Source organism: Corynebacterium uberis (genome assembly GCF_020616335.1).
Taxonomy (GTDB): Bacteria; Actinomycetota; Actinomycetes; order Mycobacteriales; family Mycobacteriaceae; genus Corynebacterium; species Corynebacterium uberis.
Genome location: NZ_CP085051.1, coordinates 1,879,691 through 1,897,125, shown reverse-complemented (window position 1 = coordinate 1,897,125; position 17,435 = coordinate 1,879,691). Strand labels below are relative to the sequence as shown.

14 protein-coding genes are annotated in these 17,435 nt (G+C 66.8%); 8 read left to right on the top strand and 6 right to left on the bottom strand.

The features are described from left to right. The first annotated feature begins 3 nt into the window (after positions 1-3). The gene (locus LH390_RS08645) at positions 4-1,467 is read left to right on the top strand and encodes an MFS transporter (RefSeq protein WP_227281694.1); all 1,464 of its coding nucleotides are present in this window, start codon (positions 4-6) and stop codon (positions 1,465-1,467) included. Positions 1,468-1,518: 51 nt separating this feature from the next. Further along, the gene (locus LH390_RS08640) at positions 1,519-3,435 is read left to right on the top strand and encodes an FAD-dependent monooxygenase (protein ID WP_227281695.1); all 1,917 of its coding nucleotides are present in this window, start codon (positions 1,519-1,521) and stop codon (positions 3,433-3,435) included. Positions 3,436-3,479: 44 nt separating this feature from the next. On the opposite strand, the gene LH390_RS08635 is transcribed toward LH390_RS08640, so the two are convergent. The 3 genes from LH390_RS08635 to pdxS are packed head-to-tail and all read right to left on the bottom strand — an operon-like array spanning position 3,480 to position 5,793. After that, complete coding sequence (locus LH390_RS08635; RefSeq protein WP_227281696.1) at positions 3,480-4,253, bottom strand: LppP/LprE family lipoprotein; 774 nt, start codon at positions 4,251-4,253, stop codon at positions 3,480-3,482. Positions 4,254-4,264: 11 nt separating this feature from the next. Continuing rightward, complete coding sequence (gene pdxT, locus LH390_RS08630) at positions 4,265-4,870, bottom strand: pyridoxal 5'-phosphate synthase glutaminase subunit PdxT (RefSeq protein WP_227281697.1); 606 nt, start codon at positions 4,868-4,870, stop codon at positions 4,265-4,267. Next, positions 4,864-5,793, bottom strand: coding sequence for a pyridoxal 5'-phosphate synthase lyase subunit PdxS (pdxS, locus tag LH390_RS08625; RefSeq protein ID WP_227281698.1), 930 nt, complete (start codon positions 5,791-5,793; stop codon positions 4,864-4,866). Before pdxS ends, pdxT begins: the two co-directional genes overlap by 7 nt. Positions 5,794-5,838: 45 nt before the next feature. Between pdxS and pdxR the strand changes: the two genes are divergently transcribed. Next, on the top strand, positions 5,839-7,299 hold the full coding sequence (pdxR, locus tag LH390_RS08620; protein WP_227281699.1) for a MocR-like pyridoxine biosynthesis transcription factor PdxR: 1,461 nt from the start codon (positions 5,839-5,841) through the stop codon (positions 7,297-7,299). On the opposite strand, the gene LH390_RS08615 is transcribed toward pdxR, so the two are convergent. Both LH390_RS08615 and LH390_RS08610 read right to left on the bottom strand, forming a co-directional pair. After that, complete coding sequence (locus LH390_RS08615) at positions 7,282-8,682, bottom strand: AMP-binding protein (protein ID WP_227281700.1); 1,401 nt, start codon at positions 8,680-8,682, stop codon at positions 7,282-7,284. The two genes, pdxR and LH390_RS08615, sit on opposite strands and share 18 nt — an antisense overlap. A 114-nt stretch (positions 8,683-8,796) precedes the next feature. Further along, positions 8,797-9,219 carry a hypothetical protein gene (locus LH390_RS08610; RefSeq protein WP_227281701.1) on the bottom strand — a complete coding sequence of 141 codons (423 nt, stop codon included), beginning with the start codon at positions 9,217-9,219 and terminating at the stop codon, positions 8,797-8,799. Between the two features lie 336 nt (positions 9,220-9,555). Here LH390_RS08610 and clpX point away from each other — a divergent pair, with 336 nt between their 5' ends. After that, positions 9,556-10,836 carry an ATP-dependent Clp protease ATP-binding subunit ClpX gene (gene clpX / locus LH390_RS08605; RefSeq protein ID WP_227281702.1) on the top strand — a complete coding sequence of 427 codons (1,281 nt, stop codon included), beginning with the start codon at positions 9,556-9,558 and terminating at the stop codon, positions 10,834-10,836. Between the two features lie 75 nt (positions 10,837-10,911). On the opposite strand, the gene LH390_RS08600 is transcribed toward clpX, so the two are convergent. Next, positions 10,912-11,628, bottom strand: a complete 717-nt coding sequence (locus tag LH390_RS08600; RefSeq protein WP_227281703.1) for a TetR/AcrR family transcriptional regulator — start codon at positions 11,626-11,628, stop codon at positions 10,912-10,914. 234 nt (positions 11,629-11,862) lie between these two features. Between LH390_RS08600 and LH390_RS08595 the strand changes: the two genes are divergently transcribed. Genes LH390_RS08595 through LH390_RS08580 form a run of 4 tightly spaced genes read left to right on the top strand, consistent with a single transcriptional unit; the run spans position 11,863 to position 17,425 of the window. Then, on the top strand, positions 11,863-12,843 hold the full coding sequence (locus LH390_RS08595) for a malate dehydrogenase (protein ID WP_227281704.1): 981 nt from the start codon (positions 11,863-11,865) through the stop codon (positions 12,841-12,843). Positions 12,844-12,855: 12 nt separating this feature from the next. Further along, positions 12,856-15,504 carry a valine--tRNA ligase gene (locus tag LH390_RS08590; RefSeq protein WP_311516870.1) on the top strand — a complete coding sequence of 883 codons (2,649 nt, stop codon included), beginning with the start codon at positions 12,856-12,858 and terminating at the stop codon, positions 15,502-15,504. Then, positions 15,501-16,991: a bifunctional tetrahydrofolate synthase/dihydrofolate synthase gene (gene folC, locus LH390_RS08585; RefSeq protein ID WP_269961708.1), complete on the top strand. Its 1,491-nt coding sequence runs from the start codon at positions 15,501-15,503 to the stop codon at positions 16,989-16,991. The genes LH390_RS08590 and folC overlap by 4 nt, the downstream gene beginning before the upstream one ends. Next, the gene (locus tag LH390_RS08580) at positions 16,988-17,425 is read left to right on the top strand and encodes a DUF4233 domain-containing protein (RefSeq protein WP_227281706.1); all 438 of its coding nucleotides are present in this window, start codon (positions 16,988-16,990) and stop codon (positions 17,423-17,425) included. Before folC ends, LH390_RS08580 begins: the two co-directional genes overlap by 4 nt. Positions 17,426-17,435 lie beyond the last annotated feature (10 nt).

The following is a 17,435-nucleotide window of genomic DNA, read 5'->3' as shown; positions in this document are numbered from 1 at the left end:
ATCATGACTTCAGCAGCGTCGATAGCGCCACCCGCAGCGACCGGAACATCGCTGTCCGAGCGGCGTCGAGTAGTGGTTGCCACCACCGTCGGCACCGCCATCGAGTGGTATGACTACTTCCTATACGCGGCGACCGCGGGCCTGGTGTTTCGCCAGATGATGTTCGCGGGCTTGGGCCCGAATGCCTCGTCGTTGGTGGCCTACCTGTCGGTGGGCTTGTCCTTCCTGTTCCGCCCCTTGGGCGCATTCCTGGCCGGCCACTTAGGCGACCGGTATGGGCGCCGCTTTGTCCTGCTGATCACCCTTTTTGGCATGGGCTCGGCTACCACGCTGATCGGCGTGTTGCCCACCTACCAGACCATCGGCGTGTGGTCGCCCATCTTGCTGTTTGCCCTGCGCATCATCCAGGGCATTTCCGCTGGTGGCGAGTGGGGTGGCGCGGTGCTCATGGCGGTGGAGCACGCGCCGGCGCACCAGCGCGGGTTGTTCGGTGCTGGCCCGCAGATGGGGGTGCCGGCGGGCCTGCTGCTGTCCTCGGCGGCGCTGACCATCATGAGCGTGATCGCCCCGGGTGATGCGTTCTTGCAATGGGGCTGGCGCGTGCCGTTCTTGGCGTCCTTCCTGCTTGTTGTGGTGGCTTACATCATTCGGGTGGGGGTGGATGAGTCGCCGGTGTTCGCCGAAATCCAGCAGCGCGCCGAGCAGGAGGAGAAGAAGTCTCCCATCGTGACGCTGTTTCGCTTCTTCCTGCCCACGGTGGTCGTGGCGGCTTTGGTCTTCGCGGGCAATGGAACGGTGGGGTACATGACCACCGGCGGCTACATCCAGAAGTACGCTACGGATCCGGACGGGCCGATCGGCCTGAGCCGCCAGGAGGTCTTAAGCGCGGTGACGGTGTCTGCCGTGGTGTGGATGGTGGCCACCGCTGCTGCCGGCTGGGCGTCGGACAAGATGGGCCGTCGCGCCACGTATATCTTGGGCTTCCTTCTCCAGGGGCTGGGCGTTGTTGCCCTCTTCCCGCTGGTCAACACCGGTAGCGTGCACATGTTGGGCCTGGCGCTGGCCTGCCTGGCCATCGGCCTTGGGTTCACCTACGGCCAGCAGTCGGCGATGTATACGGAGCTGTTTCCGGCGTCGATACGCGCAACCGGAGTTTCTGTGACCTATGCCATCGGGTCGATCCTCGGTGGCGCGTTCGCTCCGATGATTGCGGATTGGCTGTTCCAAACCACCGGAACCACCGTGTCGATTACTACCTATCTGCTGGTGATGACCCTGGTTGGCCTGCTGTGTGTGCTCTTGCTGCGCGACCGCACCCGCATCCCCCTGGGGCCTGATCATGAGCACGAGCAGCGTCGCAGTCCCCTCCGGATCGGCGGGCGGCGCTCGCAGGAGGACGCTGACGCCTCGCCGGGATCGTATACGGTTGCTCCGTCAAGTACCCCCGCAGCCACCCCCGAATCCTAGGGTCGCCCAGCACCACCCGCCGACCCCCACATTCACCACAAGGAGACACCCATGCAAATCCACCAGTACGGCTACATCTCCCAGAACCCCAAGCAGCAGCCCGCCGCGGGCATAGGCACCCATCGCCCCACCGAGCTTCCCGACGAGATGGATGTGCTCATCGTCGGCACCGGCCCCGCAGGCATGATCGCCGCCGCGGCACTGTCCTCCTTCCCCAACGTGCACACCCGTATCATCGAGCGCCGGGCGCACCGCCTGGTCGCCGGGCAGGCAGACGGCATTCAGAAGCGCTCCGTGGAGACCTTCCAAGCCTTCGAGTTCGCCAATGAAATCATGGAGGAGGCCTACCACATCACCGAGATGGTCTTCTGGAACCCCGACCCGGACAACCCCAACCACATCGTGCGCGGCGGGCGGCCCATCGACGATGAACACGGCATCTCCGAGTTCCCACACATCATTGTCAACCAGGCCCGCGTGCTGGACTACTTCGCCCGCTTTGCCCGCTGGTCGCCGTCCCGACTGACCCCGGACTACGGCTGGGAGTTTGTGGACCTGACCATCGCCGAGGACCGCGAGGCCTGCGAGTACCCCGTCACCGTCCGGCTGCGCTGCACGGACACGGCTTCCGCCTGGTGCGGCCACGAACGCGAGGTCAAAGCCAAGTACGTCATCGGCTGCGACGGCGCGCGCTCCAAGGTGCGCGCGGCCATCGGCGGCAGGCTGGAAGGCAAGGCCGCCAACCACGCCTGGGGAGTCATGGACGTGCTGGCCCACACGGACTTCCCGGACTGGCGCATCAAATGCGCCATCCACTCCAAGGCCGGATCCATCCTGCACATCCCCCGCGAGGGCGGGTACCTGGCGCGCATCTACGTGGACCTGGGCGTGGTCCCGGAAGATGACCACCACCAGGTGCGCACCACCCCCATTGAGGAGGTCATTGCCAAGGCCAATGAGATCCTGGCGCCCTACACGCTCGACGTCAAGCACGTGGCCTGGAGCTCCATCTACGAGGTCGGCCACCGGCTGTCCGATGGGTTCTGCGACTCCTCCGTGGCCGGGCGGCGCACCGGAGAGCACAAGGGGCCGCGCCCGCGGGTGTTTATCACCGGCGATGCCTGCCACACGCACTCCGCAAAGGCGGGGCAGGGGATGAACGTGTCCATCCAGGACGGGTGGAATATCGCCTGGAAGCTCGGCCACGTGCTCGACGGGCGGGCCACCCCGGACCTGCTCTACACCTACCATGATGAGCGCTGCGTGACCGCGGAGAACCTGATCAACTTTGACCGCGAGTGGTCCACCATGATGGCCCAGCCGGTCGATGAGGTCACTGACCCGGCAGACATCGAGCGCTTTTACGTCAAAAGCGAGGAGTTCGCCGCGGGCTTCCTCACTGAATACGCCCCCTCCTTGGCCACGGCGCAGCCCCACAACCAGGAGTTGGCCCACGGATTCCCGGTGGGGCGCCGGTTTAAGTCGGCGCGGGTGCGCCGGGTGTGTGACGCCACCTTCCACCACTTGGGCCACCTGCACAAGGCGGACGGCCGGTGGCGCATCTACGTCTTCGCTGACGGCGCCGAGCCGGGGCAGGATTCCCCGGCAACCCGGTGGGCCACGTGGTATGAGACCTCCCCGGACTCCCCGCGGCAGGCGACTCCGCCGGCAACGCAGGAGGAGGATGCCTGGTTTGATGCCAAGATCATCTATCAGCAGTACCACCCGGATGTGGCCATTGAGAAGGTTCCGGAGGTGTTCTTCCCCAAGAAGGGCACCTGGGCCCTGCGCGACATGGAAAACGTGTTTGCCACCCTGCCCGGCGAGGACATCTTTGACCTGCGTGGTATCTCTCGCGACGGAGCCGTGGTGGTGGTGCGCCCCGACCAATATGTCGCCGGCATCTACTCGTTGGAGGACACCGCGGGCCTGGGCGCGTTCTTTGCGGCGCTGCGCGGGCAGGCATAGGGGGAGTTCGCTTGCCGACGCCCCCCGTCCCCGAGGTCGTGCCCCTAGCCTCCCGGAGGCGGGGGCACCTCGCCGCTCATGATCACCTTGTTCTGGGCGGGGTCCCACCGGAAGGTGGCGTACGCCCGGCCCTGGGCTGCTACCGATGCCTCCCGGCCTAACAGGTAGCGGTATTCCACGTCGATGCTGGAGCCATCGTAGTTGGTGATACGTGGGCTGAACGCGTAGGCCTGTGCGGTGGCGGTGCCCAGGTATTCGCCGTGGTGGAACAGCAAGATGTGATAGGGCGAGGACGCCGTCGCCAGTTCTATACCGATGACCACGAAGGAAAGCTCGGCGCAGGGATCGTAGTTGTCGCTGGCGTGCTCAGGTGCCCACACGCCTCTGCCAGGGCTGTCGGGGAGCGGATCGCCCAGCGTGTCTACCGCACGACGAATGGCTGTCTGTGCGTCGAGGGATCCGCAACGGTCCTGGTCCGTGAGCAAATCTGTGAGCTTGGGGCCGGAAACCCGGGGCCCCAGGGTTGGGTTCGGCTGGGGATCCCGTGGGTTGGCGCTTGAGTGCAGTGACTCGCTGCGGGGTGACTCGCTGCGGGAGGACTCGCTGTGGGGTGCCTCGGCGTGGAGTGACTCGCCGTGGTCGGGCTCCGCGCTGGCGGGCGCGTCCTGTCCGGCTGCCTCATCGTCGCCGTCGAAATGCGCCGTGACGTCCTTGACCACGGCCTCGAGTGGCGAGGGGACCCCGCACCCGCTGAGCAGGACAAGGCATCCAGCAGCGGCGGCCATTCGGGCCGCCCTGGTGTGGCGGTGTCTGTTCATATTTGCCAATCCTAGGCCCGCGCCCGGGCGACAAGCTCGGCGTGCAGGGAGGTCTCCCCGGTCAGCTCCGGGTGGAAGGACACCCCCGTGATGGTCGTGCTGCGCACGCCGACGACGTGGCTGCGCCCCGTGGCGTCGCGCCAGGCTGAGGTGATCTCCACGCCCGGGCCTACCCGGACGATCTCCGGGGCGCGGATCAGCGCGCCGGTCACCGTGGTGGCCGGGCTGCCCCACGGCAGGGTGACGGCGGCGGAGTCCACCTGGGGCCCAAAGGCGTTGCGGCGCACGTCCACGTCGAGGACCCCTAGGGGCCGCAATCCCGGGACTTTCGCTCCTTCCACGGCGGCGGACAGGAGGATGAGCCCCGCGCACGTCCCCAGGGTGGGTAGGCCGGCGCGCAGGGCGTCGATAAGCGCTTCGCGCAGCGCGAAGATGTCCAGCAGCCGGGAGATGGTGGTGGATTCTCCCCCAGGCAGCACCAGTCCCGCCAGTCCGTGCAGGTCGTCCGGGCGGCGCACCAGGCGAACGTCGGCGCCGACGGCGCGCAACAGGCGGGCGTGTTCGGGGACCGCGCCTTGCAGCGCGAGCACGCCGACGAGCGGGGCGGCGCCTACCATCCGCGCTCCGCGAGCCGATGCGGGGCGGGCAGGTCGGCGACGTTGATGCCCACCATGGCCTCGCCCAACCCGCGGGATGCGGCGGCGATGGCCGCCGGGTCATCGTAGGCGGCGGTGGCCTTGACTATCGCCGCGGCGCGGGCGACGGGGTCGCCGGATGTGAAGATGCCGGAGCCCACGAAGACGCCGTCGGCGCCAAGCTGCATCATCATCGCGGCGTCGGCGGGGGTGGCAATGCCCCCGGCGGTAAACAGCACCACGGGCAGGTGCCCGGTGCGGGCGACCTCGGCCACCAGGTCATAGGGCGCGGCCAGCTCCTTGGCGCGGACGTAGAGCTCCTCGGGACGGTCGGCCAGGGCGCGCAGTTCAGCGATCTCGTCGGTGATGGTGCGGATGTGCCGGGTGGCCTCGGAGACGTCGCCGGTGCCGGCCTCGCCCTTGGAGCGGATCATGGCGGCGCCCTCGGCGATGCGGCGCAGGGCCTCGCCGAGGTTGGTTGCCCCGCAGACAAACGGCACGGTGAAGGGTTGCTTGTTGATGTGGTGGGTGTAGTCGGCGGGGGAGAGGACCTCGGATTCGTCGATGTAGTCCACTTTGAGCTCCTGGAGGATCTGGGCCTCCACGAAGTGCCCGATGCGCGCCTTGGCCATCACGGGGATGGACACGGCGTCAATGATCTCCTCGATGAGATCCGGGTCGGACATGCGCGCCACCCCGCCCTGGGCGCGGATGTCCGCGGGGACGCGCTCAAGTGCCATGACGGCCACCGCCCCGGCGTCCTGGGCGATGCGGGCTTGGTCCGCGGTGACCACGTCCATGATGACGCCGCCTTTGAGCATGTCTGCCAGGCCTCGTTTGACCAGCGGTGAGCCTGTGGCTCCGGTTGCCGCTGTGGGTTCAGTCGAGTCGATCGATTCAGTCATGGCCACCAGTGTGCGCGCGGGGGTGGTTTATTATGAAGGCCAGTTATGGACCAAAATTTTGTACCACCGGGCAAGCCGGGTGCCATCGTGCGCGACCTGCGCGGACGCATCATCGCCGGCACGCTGCGCCCCGGCGAGCGCGTACCATCCACCCGGCAGCTGGCCGCGCACAGCGGTGTCTCGCGCGGCAGCGTGGTCGCCGCCTACGAGCAACTCGTGGGCGAAGGTTGGCTGGTGGCCACCCCCGCCGGCACCCGCGTCAACCCCCAGGTGCGCACCACGCTGCTTCTCGACGCCCCTTGCCCACCCCCCGCCGCCACCGTGGCCCCGCGACCGCGCGGCACGGCTGGCGGTGCGCTGCGCCCCGGGATTCCCGACACCGGTCCGCTGGCCTCTACCGCGTGGCGGCGGGCCTGGCGGCAGGCGGCAGCCCAGCCGTCCCTGGGCGCGCCGCCAGCGGGCGACCCGCGGTTGATCGCGCAGGTCACCGAGCATGTGCGCTGGAGTCGATCCGTCCCCGATGCTGATCGCGCGGCGGTGATCACGGGCGGGGCGCGCAGCGGGCTGGCGCTGGTCCTCCAGGCCTTGGCCGCGCGGGCGGGCCGGCCGCTGCGCGTGGCGGTAGAAGATCCCGGCTACCCCTCGCTGCGCCAGGTCCCGCAGCGCGCGGGCCACACGGCGGTGCCGGTGCCGGTGGACGCCGACGGCATGAGCCTTGCCGCCCTGGCCGCCCGCGAAGCAGAGGGCGGCAACCTCGATGCCGTGCTGGTCACGCCCTGCCACCAGTACCCCATGGGCGGGGCGATGACCGCGGCCCGGCGGGTGGCGCTGTTGCAGTGGGCGGCGCGTGCCGGGGTGTGGGTCATCGAGGATGACTTCGACTCTGAGCTGCGCTACGTCGGCGACCCGGTGCCCGCCCTGGCCAGCATGGATAGCGCCGGGGTGGTGGTGACCGTGGGCTCTTTTGCCAAGAGCCTCACCCCGGGGCTGGGCCTGGGGTTTGTCATCGTCCCCCATCCCCTGCGCGCCGACGTGCTGGCGGCCGCGGCGAGCGGCACCCCGGTCTCCGGGATCGTCCAAGACGCCGTGGCCACCTTCCTCGAAGACGGCGGGCTGCGCACCCACATCGCCCGGATGCGGCGCGCTTATCGACGCCGCCGCCACCTCCTCCACAGCATCCTCACCCCCGCCTGCGCGCCAGCCCCCGGCGTGCGGGTGCTCCCCATGGATGGTGGGCTCAACGCCGTGGTGGCGCTGCCAGATGCTGCCGCAGAGCAGCGGGTTGCCGCCGCCGCGCGCCGGGCCGGCCTGGGCGTGGCCGCACTGGAAGACTACTGGTACACCGCCGCCGCGCAGCGCGCCCGCACCGAGGCCGGGGTGGTGGTGGGCATCGGTGCTGCCCGCAGCGAAGACGCCCTGGCCCGCAGCCTGCGCACCTTGGCGCACATCGTGGTAGCCGCGGCGCCGACGGGCACGGGCGCCCCCGACCTAACGGGAGGGCGCTAGCTCCCGGCGCAGGATCTTGCCGGCCGCCGAACGCGGAATCCGGCCCACCATCTCCAGGCCGCGCAGCTTCTTATAAGGGGCAACCCGCTGGGCCACCCAGCCGATCACCGCGGCCGGATCCAGGTGCGCGCCGGGGCGGGGCACCACAAAGCCGTACGGGGCGCTGCTGACGGCGGTGACGGCGGCGTCGATAATGTCCGGGTGCGCCAGCAGCACGGCCTCCAGCTCGGCGGGGGCGACCTGGTAGCCCTTGTAATTGATGATCTCCTTGATGCGATCCACCAGTCGGGGAGCACCGTCCTCGCCCAGCTCCACCAGGTCGCCGGTGGCCAGCCAGCCCTCACCATCGGTGGGATCCGGGTGGCCGAGGTAGCCGCGCATCACCTGCGGGCCCTTGACCCACATCTGCCCGGCCCGGCCCGGCTCGGTGACCGTGCGCCCCTGGGCGTCCACAATCTTGATCTGCGTGTGCGGCATCGCCCTTCCTAAGGACATAGCATCCCCGCGCACCATCATGTGGGTCACCGGCGAGGTCTCCGTCATGCCATAGCCCTGGATGACGTCCACCCCCAGGCGGCGCTCGACCGCCCGGGCCAGCTCCGCATCCAGGCTGGCAGCCCCCGAGAGCACCACCTGCAAGCTCGACAGATCATAGTCCTCCACCAGCGGGCTGGAAGCCAACGCGGTGGCGATCGGCGGGGCGATGTAGGTCCAGGCCACCTGATGGACCTCGTGGAGGCGCAGGAATTCGCCCAGCTCAAAGCGCGGCATGGTCACCACGTGATTGCCGTTATACAGCGAGCTATTGAGCAGGACGTTCATGCCATAAATGTGGGAAAACGGCAGCGGGGCCAGCGCCGTCCACGTCGGATCCATCCGATTGGCCCGCAGGCCCGTGGTGGTCTGCACAATGTTGGCCACGATGTTCTCCCGCGACAGCGCCACCGCCTTGGGCAGTCCAGTAGTCCCGGAGGAGAAGGCGATGACGGCGATGTCGGCGGGCGGGGCGTCGATACGCGCATCAGGAGGGCTGGCCAGCGGCGGCAGCGCGGTGATGGTGCGGCGCACCCCGGCCAGTGCCTCCAGCTGCGCGGTCTCCGCGTCCGTGAGCAGCGGGTTGAGTGCCGCCACGGTGCCACCGCCGCGCACAATGGCGTGGAAGGCCACCGCAAAGTCGATGGAATTGGCCATCTGCAGGCCAATAACCTCCCCAGGGCGGGGGGAAATCAGCGCCGCGTAGGCGTTAATCCGGGCGCGCAGTTCGCCATAGGTCACGCTGCCGGAAGGGTCCGTCAACGCCAGGGCATGTCGGTCGCGCAGTTGGGAAAAGAGCAGGTCATAGACACTGCAATCCGGGAGGGAAACGTCAGGGAGAGTTGCCATGCTGCGGTATAGATTACCCCCGCGGCCGCCGCGGACAATGCCGGGTGGTGCGGGGGTAAAAACTCCCAGCGTTGTCGCGCCGGGAGGCAGGTAGTGTGCGCTATGAGCGGGGCGCTACTTTTCCTGCGACGGGTGGGTGGTGGGGTGATCGAGGAGGATGACCTCATCGAAACCGTTGAGCTTCAGGGCATCCAGGATGGCGCGCTGGCCGTCAAGATCGGCGCGGGAGCCATCAAACTCTGCGGTCTGGGTGACAATCGCGCGGTGATCATTGACAAACTCGACGGTGACCAGTTCGTGGCCCACCTTCTGGTTTTGCAGGAAAATCTCTCTGCGCACGGCGGATTGCCCGCCGGGGATGAAATCAGGGCGCTCGGCCTCAGCGGCTGCGTCTGCGTTGGAGCTGGGTTCCTGCGCGGCGGGGGCGGCCTCGGTGGCCAGGGTAGAAGACCCACCAGCGGCGATGTCCGGAATGTGATCGCCGGGAAGCAGCAGGCTCGCGGCGGCAAGCAGGCTGGCAAGCACGGTGTTGAGCATAATGGTGCAAGTTCCTTTCCCGTCACACGCGGTGGCGGAAGAATAGGGTGAAACAAACAACGAGGGCCGACGGGCGGCCCGACTTCGATCAGCATAGCCCCTGTAGTGCGCTGGGGGTGGCAAAAAAACTGTGACTACCCCCAAAGTTGGTGCGAAGGTAGCTCCCAGCAGGCTCCAAAGGTGACCATTTTGGTGGGGCAAACGGTCCTTTCGTCTCCTCTTTGTCCCCACAATGTGACGCGCTGACCAGCAGTATCGGGGTGGCGTGCGCAAACGGCTATGCTGTGGGGAAGCGTTCCTTGACAAGTCGACCGGAAGTGAGCGATCAACCAGGCCATGGCACACATGCACGAAAGCGCCGATCTGCTGAAGTGTTCCTTTTGCGGTAAGAGTCAAAAGCAAGTGAAGAAGCTGATCGCCGGGGGTGGGGTCTACATCTGTGACGAGTGCATTGAGCTATGCAACGAGATCATCGAAGAGGAGATCGGGGCCGCCGAGGCCCAGCGCGAGGAGGAGAAGTCCTCGCTGCCCAAGCCCTCCGAGATCGCAGCATTCTTAGACGGCTACGTCATCGGCCAGGACAAGGCCAAACGGGTGCTCGCCGTCGCGGTGTACAACCACTACAAGCGCATCCGGGAGGCCGAGCAGTCGCCGCTGCTCAAAAAAGATGACGCGGTGGAGATTGCCAAATCCAACATCCTGATCTTGGGGCCCACCGGATCCGGGAAAACCTACCTGGCGCAAACCCTCGCCCGGCTTCTCGACGTCCCCTTCGCCATCGCCGACGCCACCTCCCTGACCGAAGCTGGCTACGTGGGCGAGGACGTGGAGAACATCCTGCTCAAGCTCCTCCAGGCGGCGGACTTTGACGTCCAGCGCGCCCAGCGCGGCATCATCTACGTCGACGAGGTAGACAAGATCTCCCGGAAGTCGGACAACCCCTCGATTACGCGCGACGTCTCCGGGGAAGGGGTGCAGCAGGCGCTGCTGAAAATCCTGGAGGGAACCACCGCGTCCATTCCGCCGCAGGGCGGGCGCAAGCACCCCAACCAGGAATTCATCCAGTTAGATACCTCGAACGTGCTGTTCATCGTGGCCGGCGCTTTCGACGGCCTGGAGAAGGTCATCAGCGACCGCGTGGGCAAAAAGGGCCTGGGCTTCGGCGCGGAAATTGAATCCGTGGCGCAGCGCGATTCCACGGATCTGCTCACCCAGGTGCAGCCGGAGGACCTGGTCAAGTTTGGCCTGATCCCGGAGTTCATTGGGCGTCTTCCCGTTGTGGCCACCGTGGATAATCTTGACCGCGCCTCCTTGGTCAAGGTTCTCACCGAGCCCAAGAATTCACTGGTCAAGCAGTATCAGCGGCTCTTTGAAATGGATGACGTGGAGCTGGAATTTACCGCCGGTGCGCTTGACGCCATTGCGGATAAAGCCAGCGAGCGGGGAACCGGTGCGCGCGGATTGCGCGCCATCATGGAAGAGCTGCTCGTGCCCGTGATGTTCGATATTCCGGATCGGGAGGATGCCGCGCGCGTGGTGGTCACCGCCGCAGCCGCGCGCGGGGAAGCAGACGTGGACGTCATCACCGCGGACCACAGCGCGGAGAAGTCCGCCTAGCAGGATGGCGCCCCGCCCCGAGGCCGAGGAGACCGGGGCGGGGGAGGGGAGGGGTGGCGCGGTGTTTGGCTTCCCCTAAGCCTGGTAGATGGGGTCTGCGTCTTCCTTGAACCCCGTGAGATAGCTCTGGTGGGAGCTGTCCGGGATGTTGGAAGTAAGGAATGCCAGCACCGTGTCCACCACCATCCGGCGCATGCCGGGGGTATTTGAGCGGTCGGTCAGGTCAATATCAAACAGGTTGATGGTCATCTCCCGCCCGGTTACGCGGAATGACGCGATGGACGTGATGAGGAAGTAGACGTCATAGGCGGAGATTCCCGGGCGGAATGCGCCCGCATCCTGACCGACCATCAATAGTTTATCTAACTGAAGTATAACTTCAGACTGATTGATGAGGGGTGCGAGTTCCGGCAGTTTGAGTACGCGTTGGAGGTTTTCCATTTGCACCATGCGCAGGCAGTCAGGCTCATCAACGAAGCGCTGGAAAATCGCCTCTACAACCTGCCGCACGCCATCGACGGGAATGGCAGAGTCAATGGTCAGGGCCTCTGCGGGGGGCTGTAACCTGCGCACGGCCTCGGCCAAGGTGGAGTGGTAGAGGTTCTTTTTATCGCCGAAGTGCTTGAGTATGGCGGACTTGGGTACACCACTGTTGCGCGCTATGGATTCGAGTTTGGCGTCGCTGTACGGCTTTCGTGAGAAACGCTTCAGCGCAACGGTGATGACTTGTTTCTTCACCTGAGCCTGTTCCGAGCGGTCAAATTCCTCGGGCACGGGGCCATCCTTAGCCATGCCGGAAAACCTTGTCCTTTCATACCGTGGTTATCTGTGACTAGAGTACGGCCCCGCGCTTGCAACTGTGGTTTCGGCCTCCCCACGGGGGTAAAAACGGAAGGTGAAGGCCCAGGATATGCGACATTCGGGGGTAATGAGCGCCGGTTTAGCTCGGGCGGCTATGACGGGTAGCGTTGACGGGATAACCCACGTCCTCCCTGCCTGGGGAGCCCAAGAAAGGACTGACCACTGATGGCCGTGCCAAAGAAAGTTGCCGTCACCGGAGCCGCCGGATCGATCTCCTACTCCCTGCTGTGGCGCATCGCCGCGGGCGAGGTCTACGGCCCGGACCAGCCCGTCGAATTGCAGCTGCTGGAATTGCCCCAGGCCGTCCGCGCCGCAGAAGGCGTGGCCATGGAGCTGAGCGATTCCGCCTTCGGCCTGCTGCGCAGCGTCACCGTGACCGATGACCCCACGGAGGCCTTCGAGGGCGTCTCCGCGGCGTTCCTGGTGGGCGCGCGCCCGCGGTCCAAGGGCATGGAGCGTGCGGACCTGCTGGAGGCCAACGGCGGCATTTTCGGCCCGCAGGGCCGGGCCATCAACGATCACGCCGCCCAGGACGTCAAGGTGCTGGTGGTGGGCAACCCGGCCAACACCAACGCGCTCATCGCGGCGCAGTCCGCGTTGGACATCCCCAACGAGCGCTTTACCGCCATGATGCGCCTGGACCACAACCGGGCCTTGAGCCAGCTGGCCACCCACCTGGAATGCCAGTCGACTGACCTGGACAAGATGGTGGTGTGGGGCAACCACTCCGCCACCCAGTTCCCGGACTTGAGCTATGTCACCGTCAATGGTGCTCCCGTGGACGTGGAGCATGACTGGTACGTCAAGGAGTTCATCCCCCGGGTGGCGCAGCGCGGCGCCGAGATTATTGATGTGCGCGGGCAGTCCTCGGCGGCGTCGGCAGCCTCGGCCGCGGTGGATCACATGCGTGACTGGGTGCGCGGCACAGAGACCTCGGGGCAATCGTGGGTGACCACCGCGGTGTTCTCGGATGGATCCTACGGTGTGGAGCCGGGCCTGGTGGTGGGCATGCCAGCCATCGCCAAGGATGGCGAGTGGCAGGTTGTCCAGGGCCTTGAGCTCAACGAATTCCAGCGCAAGCGCCTGCGCGAGAACGTTGAGGAGCTGCGCGCGGAACGGGAGGCGGTGGCGCATCTGCTGTTTTAAGCGGCCGCTAAGATGGTCGGCGTGACTGACTCAAATCGCGCCGATAAGCTGCCAGCCTCCTGGGATCCCCACGCCATGGAGGCGGACATCTACCAGCGGTGGGTGGACCGCGGCTACTTCACCGCGGACCCCGCAAGCAGCAAGCCGCCGTTTTCCATCGTGCTGCCCCCGCCGAATGTGACGGGGCAGCTGCACATGGGTCACGCCTTGGACCACACCCTCATGGACGGTCTGGCGCGGCGCAAGCGGATGCAGGGCTATGAGGTGCTGTGGCTACCCGGCATGGACCACGCGGGCATTGCCACGCAGTCCAAGGTGGAGGCCATGCTCCAGGAGACCGAGGGGCGCGACCGCTACTCCTATGGGCGCGAGGAGTTTACCCAGCGGGTCTGGGAGTGGAAGGAAAAGTACGGGGGCCGCATCTTGAGCCAGATGCGGGCCATCGGTGATTCGGTGGATTGGTCCCGCGAGCGTTTTACGCTGGATGCGGGCCTGTCGCGCGCGGTGCAGACGATCTTTAAAGAGCTGTTTGATCGCGGGATGATCTACCGCGCCAACCGCCTGGTCAATTGGTCCCCGGTGCTGCGTACCGCGGTCTCTGACATTGAGGTCGTGTACAAGGACGTGGAGGGCGAGCTGGTCAGCTTCCGCTACGGCTCCCTCAACGATGATGAGCCGCACATGGTTGTGGCTACCACTCGTATTGAGACGATGCTTGGCGACGTCGCCATCGCCGTCCACCCCGACGACGAGCGCTATGCGGACATGGTGGGCACCACGCTGGCGCACCCCTTCCGCGACGATCTCACGCTCACCGTCATCGCGGATGACTATGTTGACCCGGAGTTTGGCACCGGCGCGGTCAAGATCACCCCGGCGCATGACCCCAACGACTACGCGATGGGCCTGCGCCACAACTTGGACATGCCCACCGTCATCGATGAGACCGGCCACATCGCCGGGACGGGGACCCAATTCGACGGGCTGACCCGCGAGGAAGCCCGGGGCGCGATCCGGGATGCGCTGGCGCAGCAGGGGCGCATTGTCAAGGAGGTGCGCCCCTACGTGCACTCGGTGGGCCACTCGGAGCGCTCCGGGGAGCCCATCGAGCCGCGCCTGTCGTTGCAGTGGTGGGTCAAGGTGGACCAGCTGGCCAAGGACGCCGGCGACGCCATCCGCGAGGGCCGCACCAAGGTCCACCCGCGGTCCCTTGAGCCGCGCTACTTCGACTGGGTGGATGACATGCATGACTGGTGCATCTCCCGGCAGCTGTGGTGGGGTCACCGCATCCCCGTGTGGTACGGCCCGAATGATGAGGTCGTGTGCGTGGGCCCGGATGAGCAGCCCCCGGCCGGCTACACCCAGGATCCGGACGTCCTGGACACCTGGTTTAGCTCCGCCCTGTGGCCGTTTTCCACGATGGGCTGGCCGGACAAGACCCCGGAGCTGGAGCGCTTTTATCCCACCTCGGTGCTGGTCACCGCCTATGACATCTTGTTCTTCTGGGTGGCGCGAATGATGATGTTTGGCACCTTCGCCGCCCGGATCACCCCGGAGCTGGAAGGCACCGTGCCCTTCCACGACCTGTTCCTGCACGGCCTGGTGCGCGACGAGCGGGGCCGCAAGATGTCTAAGTCCCTGGGCAACGGCATTGACCCCATGGACTGGGTGGAGCGCTTCGGTGCGGACGCCCTGCGCTTTACCCTCGCCCGCGGTGCCAACCCCGGCGTGGACCTGCCGGTGGGCGAGGATCACGCACACAGCTCCCGCAACTTTGCCACCAAGCTGTTCAACGCGGCGCGCTTTGCTCTGATGAAGGGTGCGCGCGTGGGCGAGCTGCCCGACCGTGCGGAGCTCACCGACGCGGATCGGTGGATCCTGGACCGCCTGGAGCAGGTGCGCACCAGCGTGGACGCCTACTTTGAGGACTACCAGTTTGCCAAGGCCAATGAGGAGCTCTACCAGTTCACCTGGGGCGAGTTCTGCGACTGGTACCTGGAGATTGCCAAGACCCAGACCGGCCCGGCCACCCCGCTGGTGCTCGGCCGGGTCCTCGATGTGGTGCTGCGGATGCTGCACCCGGCCATGCCCTTTGTCACCGAGGTGCTGTGGACCGCGCTGACGGAGCAGGAGTCCGTGGTGGTGGCGCCGTGGCCCACCGCGGAGGACACCACCGGCGGCGTGGCCGCCGATGAGGTTGCCGCCCGGCGCATCGCCGACGCGGAAAAGCTGATCACCGAGCTGCGTCGCTTCCGCTCCGACCAGGGGGTCAAGCCTTCCCAGAAGGTGCCGGCGCGCATTGACTTCGCCGCAGCGGACCTGGCGGGCCAGGAGCAGATGGTCCGCGCGATGGCCCGGGCCACGGCGCCGGAGGATGGGTTTACCCCGTCGGCGAGCATTGAGGTGCGCCTGTCCCAGGCCACCGTGGAGGTGGCGCTGGATACCTCCGGGACGGTGGACAAGGCCGCCGAGCGCAAGCGCCTGGAAAAGGACCTTGCCGCCGCGAACAAGGAGCTGGAGACCACCGCCAAGAAGCTGGACAACCCGGCGTTCGTGGAAAAGGCCCCGCAGGCGGTGGTGGACAAGATCCGCACCCGCCAGCAGGTCGCCCGGGAGGAAGCCCAGCGGCTCAACGCCCGGTTGGAGGCGCTGGGACAGTGACGCAGGACAGCCCCGAGGGCCCTACTCCCGGCCCGCACGTGCACCTGGATGACGCCGGGTTGGTGCTGCCGATTGGTGCTGACTTCGGTGAGCACAGGGACGTCGATAAGCAGGAAGACGATGACGCGCAGGGCATCGCCCGCCCGGTCACCGCGCGGGACCTCACCCGGTTGGCGCAGGTCCAAGCCGAGCTGGAGGCGCGCTGGCCGGAGACCACGATCGACCCGTCGCGCGAGCGCATCGAGGCGCTCATGGACCTGCTCGGCCAGCCGCAGCGCGCCTACCCCACGATCCACGTGGCCGGCACCAACGGCAAGACCTCCACGGTGCGAATGATCGAGTCGTTGCTGCGGGCGTTTCATCGGCGCACCGGGCGCACCACCAGCCCGCACCTGCAAACGATCACGGAGCGCATCGCCATCGACGGCGCGCCCATCCATCCGGAAGACTTTGCGGACGTGTATGCGGACATCGCCCCCTACATAGCGATGGTGGATGAGCGCTTCGGCCCCATGTCGACCTTTGAGGTCATCACCGCCATGGCCTACGCCGCCTTCGCGGACGCCCCCGTCGAGGTGGCGGTCATTGAAGTCGGCATGGGCGGGACGTGGGATGCCACCAATGTCATTGACCCGCAGGTCAGCGTGGTCACCCCCATTGGGTTGGATCACACCGGCATGCTCGGGGAGACGCTGACAGAGATCGCCGGCGAAAAGGCCGGCGTGATCAAGCCGGGTGCGGTGGCGATCATCGGCCAGCAGGAGCCGGAAGCCATGGAGGTGCTGCTGCGCGCGGCGGTTGCTGCGGATACCGCGGTGGCCCGCGCGGGCGCGGAGTTCAGTGTCACCTCGCAGGTCGCCGTCGGTGGCCAACAGCTGACCATCCAGGGCCTCGGCGGGGTGTATGAGGACATCTTCCTGCCGCTGTCCGGGCCCCACCAGGCGGCCAACGCGGCGGTGGCGCTGGCCGCGGTGGAGGCGTTCTTTGGCGCAGGGGCGTCGCGCCAGCTGGACCAGGACACGGTGCGCGCCGGGTTTGCTGCCGTGACCTCGCCGGGCAGGCTGGAGCGGGTGCGCTCGGCCCCGGCGATTTTCCTGGATGCCGCGCACAACCCGCACGGGGCACGCGCGCTGGCGCAGGCCTTGGACCATGACTTCAACTTCCAGCGTCTCATCGCCGTGGTGGCCACGCTGGGGGATAAGGATACCGACGGCATCCTGCGCGCCCTGGAGCCGTGCGTGCACGAGGTGGTGTGCACCCGCAATTCCTCGCCGCGCGCGCTCGCGGTGGAGGACTTGGAGCGCCGCGCCCAGGACATCTTCGGCGATGAGCGCGTCCACGTCGCCGCCGACCTGCCCGGCGCGATTGAGCTGGCGGTGGAGTTGGCGGAGGAAGCTGATGTGCAATCCGGGGCTGGCGTGGTGATTACCGGATCGGTGGTCACCGCAGGTGATGCCCGTACCGTGCTGGGAAAGGAACCGCAATGACCGATCAGTCCGCGCCCGTTGGCGATACCCCGGAGATGGGCCCGCTGGGGGCGGGCCACAAGCCCGTCAAGGACCCCATGCGGGGGCTCGTGGGGGTGATGGCTGCCACGCTGTCGATGGAGGCGATCACCTTCTACCTGGTGCTCACGGTGCTGGCGCGCATTGACGATGGCGCCCATTGGACCACCTTCAACTGGGTCTATGTCACCGTGCTGGCCACGTGCATGCTGGTGTTGTCTTTCCTTCAGTCGCGCCCGTGGGCCCTGCCGCTTACCATGATTTTGCAGGTCGCGGCGCTGGGTGGGTTCTTTATTCACTACTCCATGGGGGTGGTGGCCCTGGTGTTTGCGGTGGTGTGGTGGTACGTGTTGCACCTGCGTTCCTCGCTGATTGCGCGGATGAAGCGGGGCCTGTTGACCACGCAGCATCTGTAGATGAGGGTGC

What these genes read in the sequence shown, in the direction of transcription:
- pdxT (WP_227281697.1), bottom strand. Translation starts at nt 4,870, where the DNA reads ATGGTAGGCGCCGCCCCGCTCGTCGGCGTGCTCGCGCTGCAAGGCGCG.
- LH390_RS08590 (WP_311516870.1), top strand. Translation starts at nt 12,856, where the DNA reads ATGGTCGGCGTGACTGACTCAAATCGCGCCGATAAGCTGCCAGCCTCC.
- LH390_RS08640 (WP_227281695.1), top strand. Translation starts at nt 1,519, where the DNA reads ATGCAAATCCACCAGTACGGCTACATCTCCCAGAACCCCAAGCAGCAG.
- LH390_RS08600 (WP_227281703.1), bottom strand. Translation starts at nt 11,628, where the DNA reads ATGGCTAAGGATGGCCCCGTGCCCGAGGAATTTGACCGCTCGGAACAG.
- LH390_RS08645 (WP_227281694.1), top strand. Translation starts at nt 4, where the DNA reads ATGACTTCAGCAGCGTCGATAGCGCCACCCGCAGCGACCGGAACATCG.
- LH390_RS08635 (WP_227281696.1), bottom strand. Translation starts at nt 4,253, where the DNA reads ATGAACAGACACCGCCACACCAGGGCGGCCCGAATGGCCGCCGCTGCT.
- pdxR (WP_227281699.1), top strand. Translation starts at nt 5,839, where the DNA reads ATGGACCAAAATTTTGTACCACCGGGCAAGCCGGGTGCCATCGTGCGC.
- LH390_RS08580 (WP_227281706.1), top strand. Translation starts at nt 16,988, where the DNA reads ATGACCGATCAGTCCGCGCCCGTTGGCGATACCCCGGAGATGGGCCCG.
- LH390_RS08610 (WP_227281701.1), bottom strand. Translation starts at nt 9,219, where the DNA reads ATGCTCAACACCGTGCTTGCCAGCCTGCTTGCCGCCGCGAGCCTGCTG.
- LH390_RS08595 (WP_227281704.1), top strand. Translation starts at nt 11,863, where the DNA reads ATGGCCGTGCCAAAGAAAGTTGCCGTCACCGGAGCCGCCGGATCGATC.
- LH390_RS08615 (WP_227281700.1), bottom strand. Translation starts at nt 8,682, where the DNA reads ATGGCAACTCTCCCTGACGTTTCCCTCCCGGATTGCAGTGTCTATGAC.
- clpX (WP_227281702.1), top strand. Translation starts at nt 9,556, where the DNA reads ATGGCACACATGCACGAAAGCGCCGATCTGCTGAAGTGTTCCTTTTGC.
- pdxS (WP_227281698.1), bottom strand. Translation starts at nt 5,793, where the DNA reads ATGACTGAATCGATCGACTCGACTGAACCCACAGCGGCAACCGGAGCC.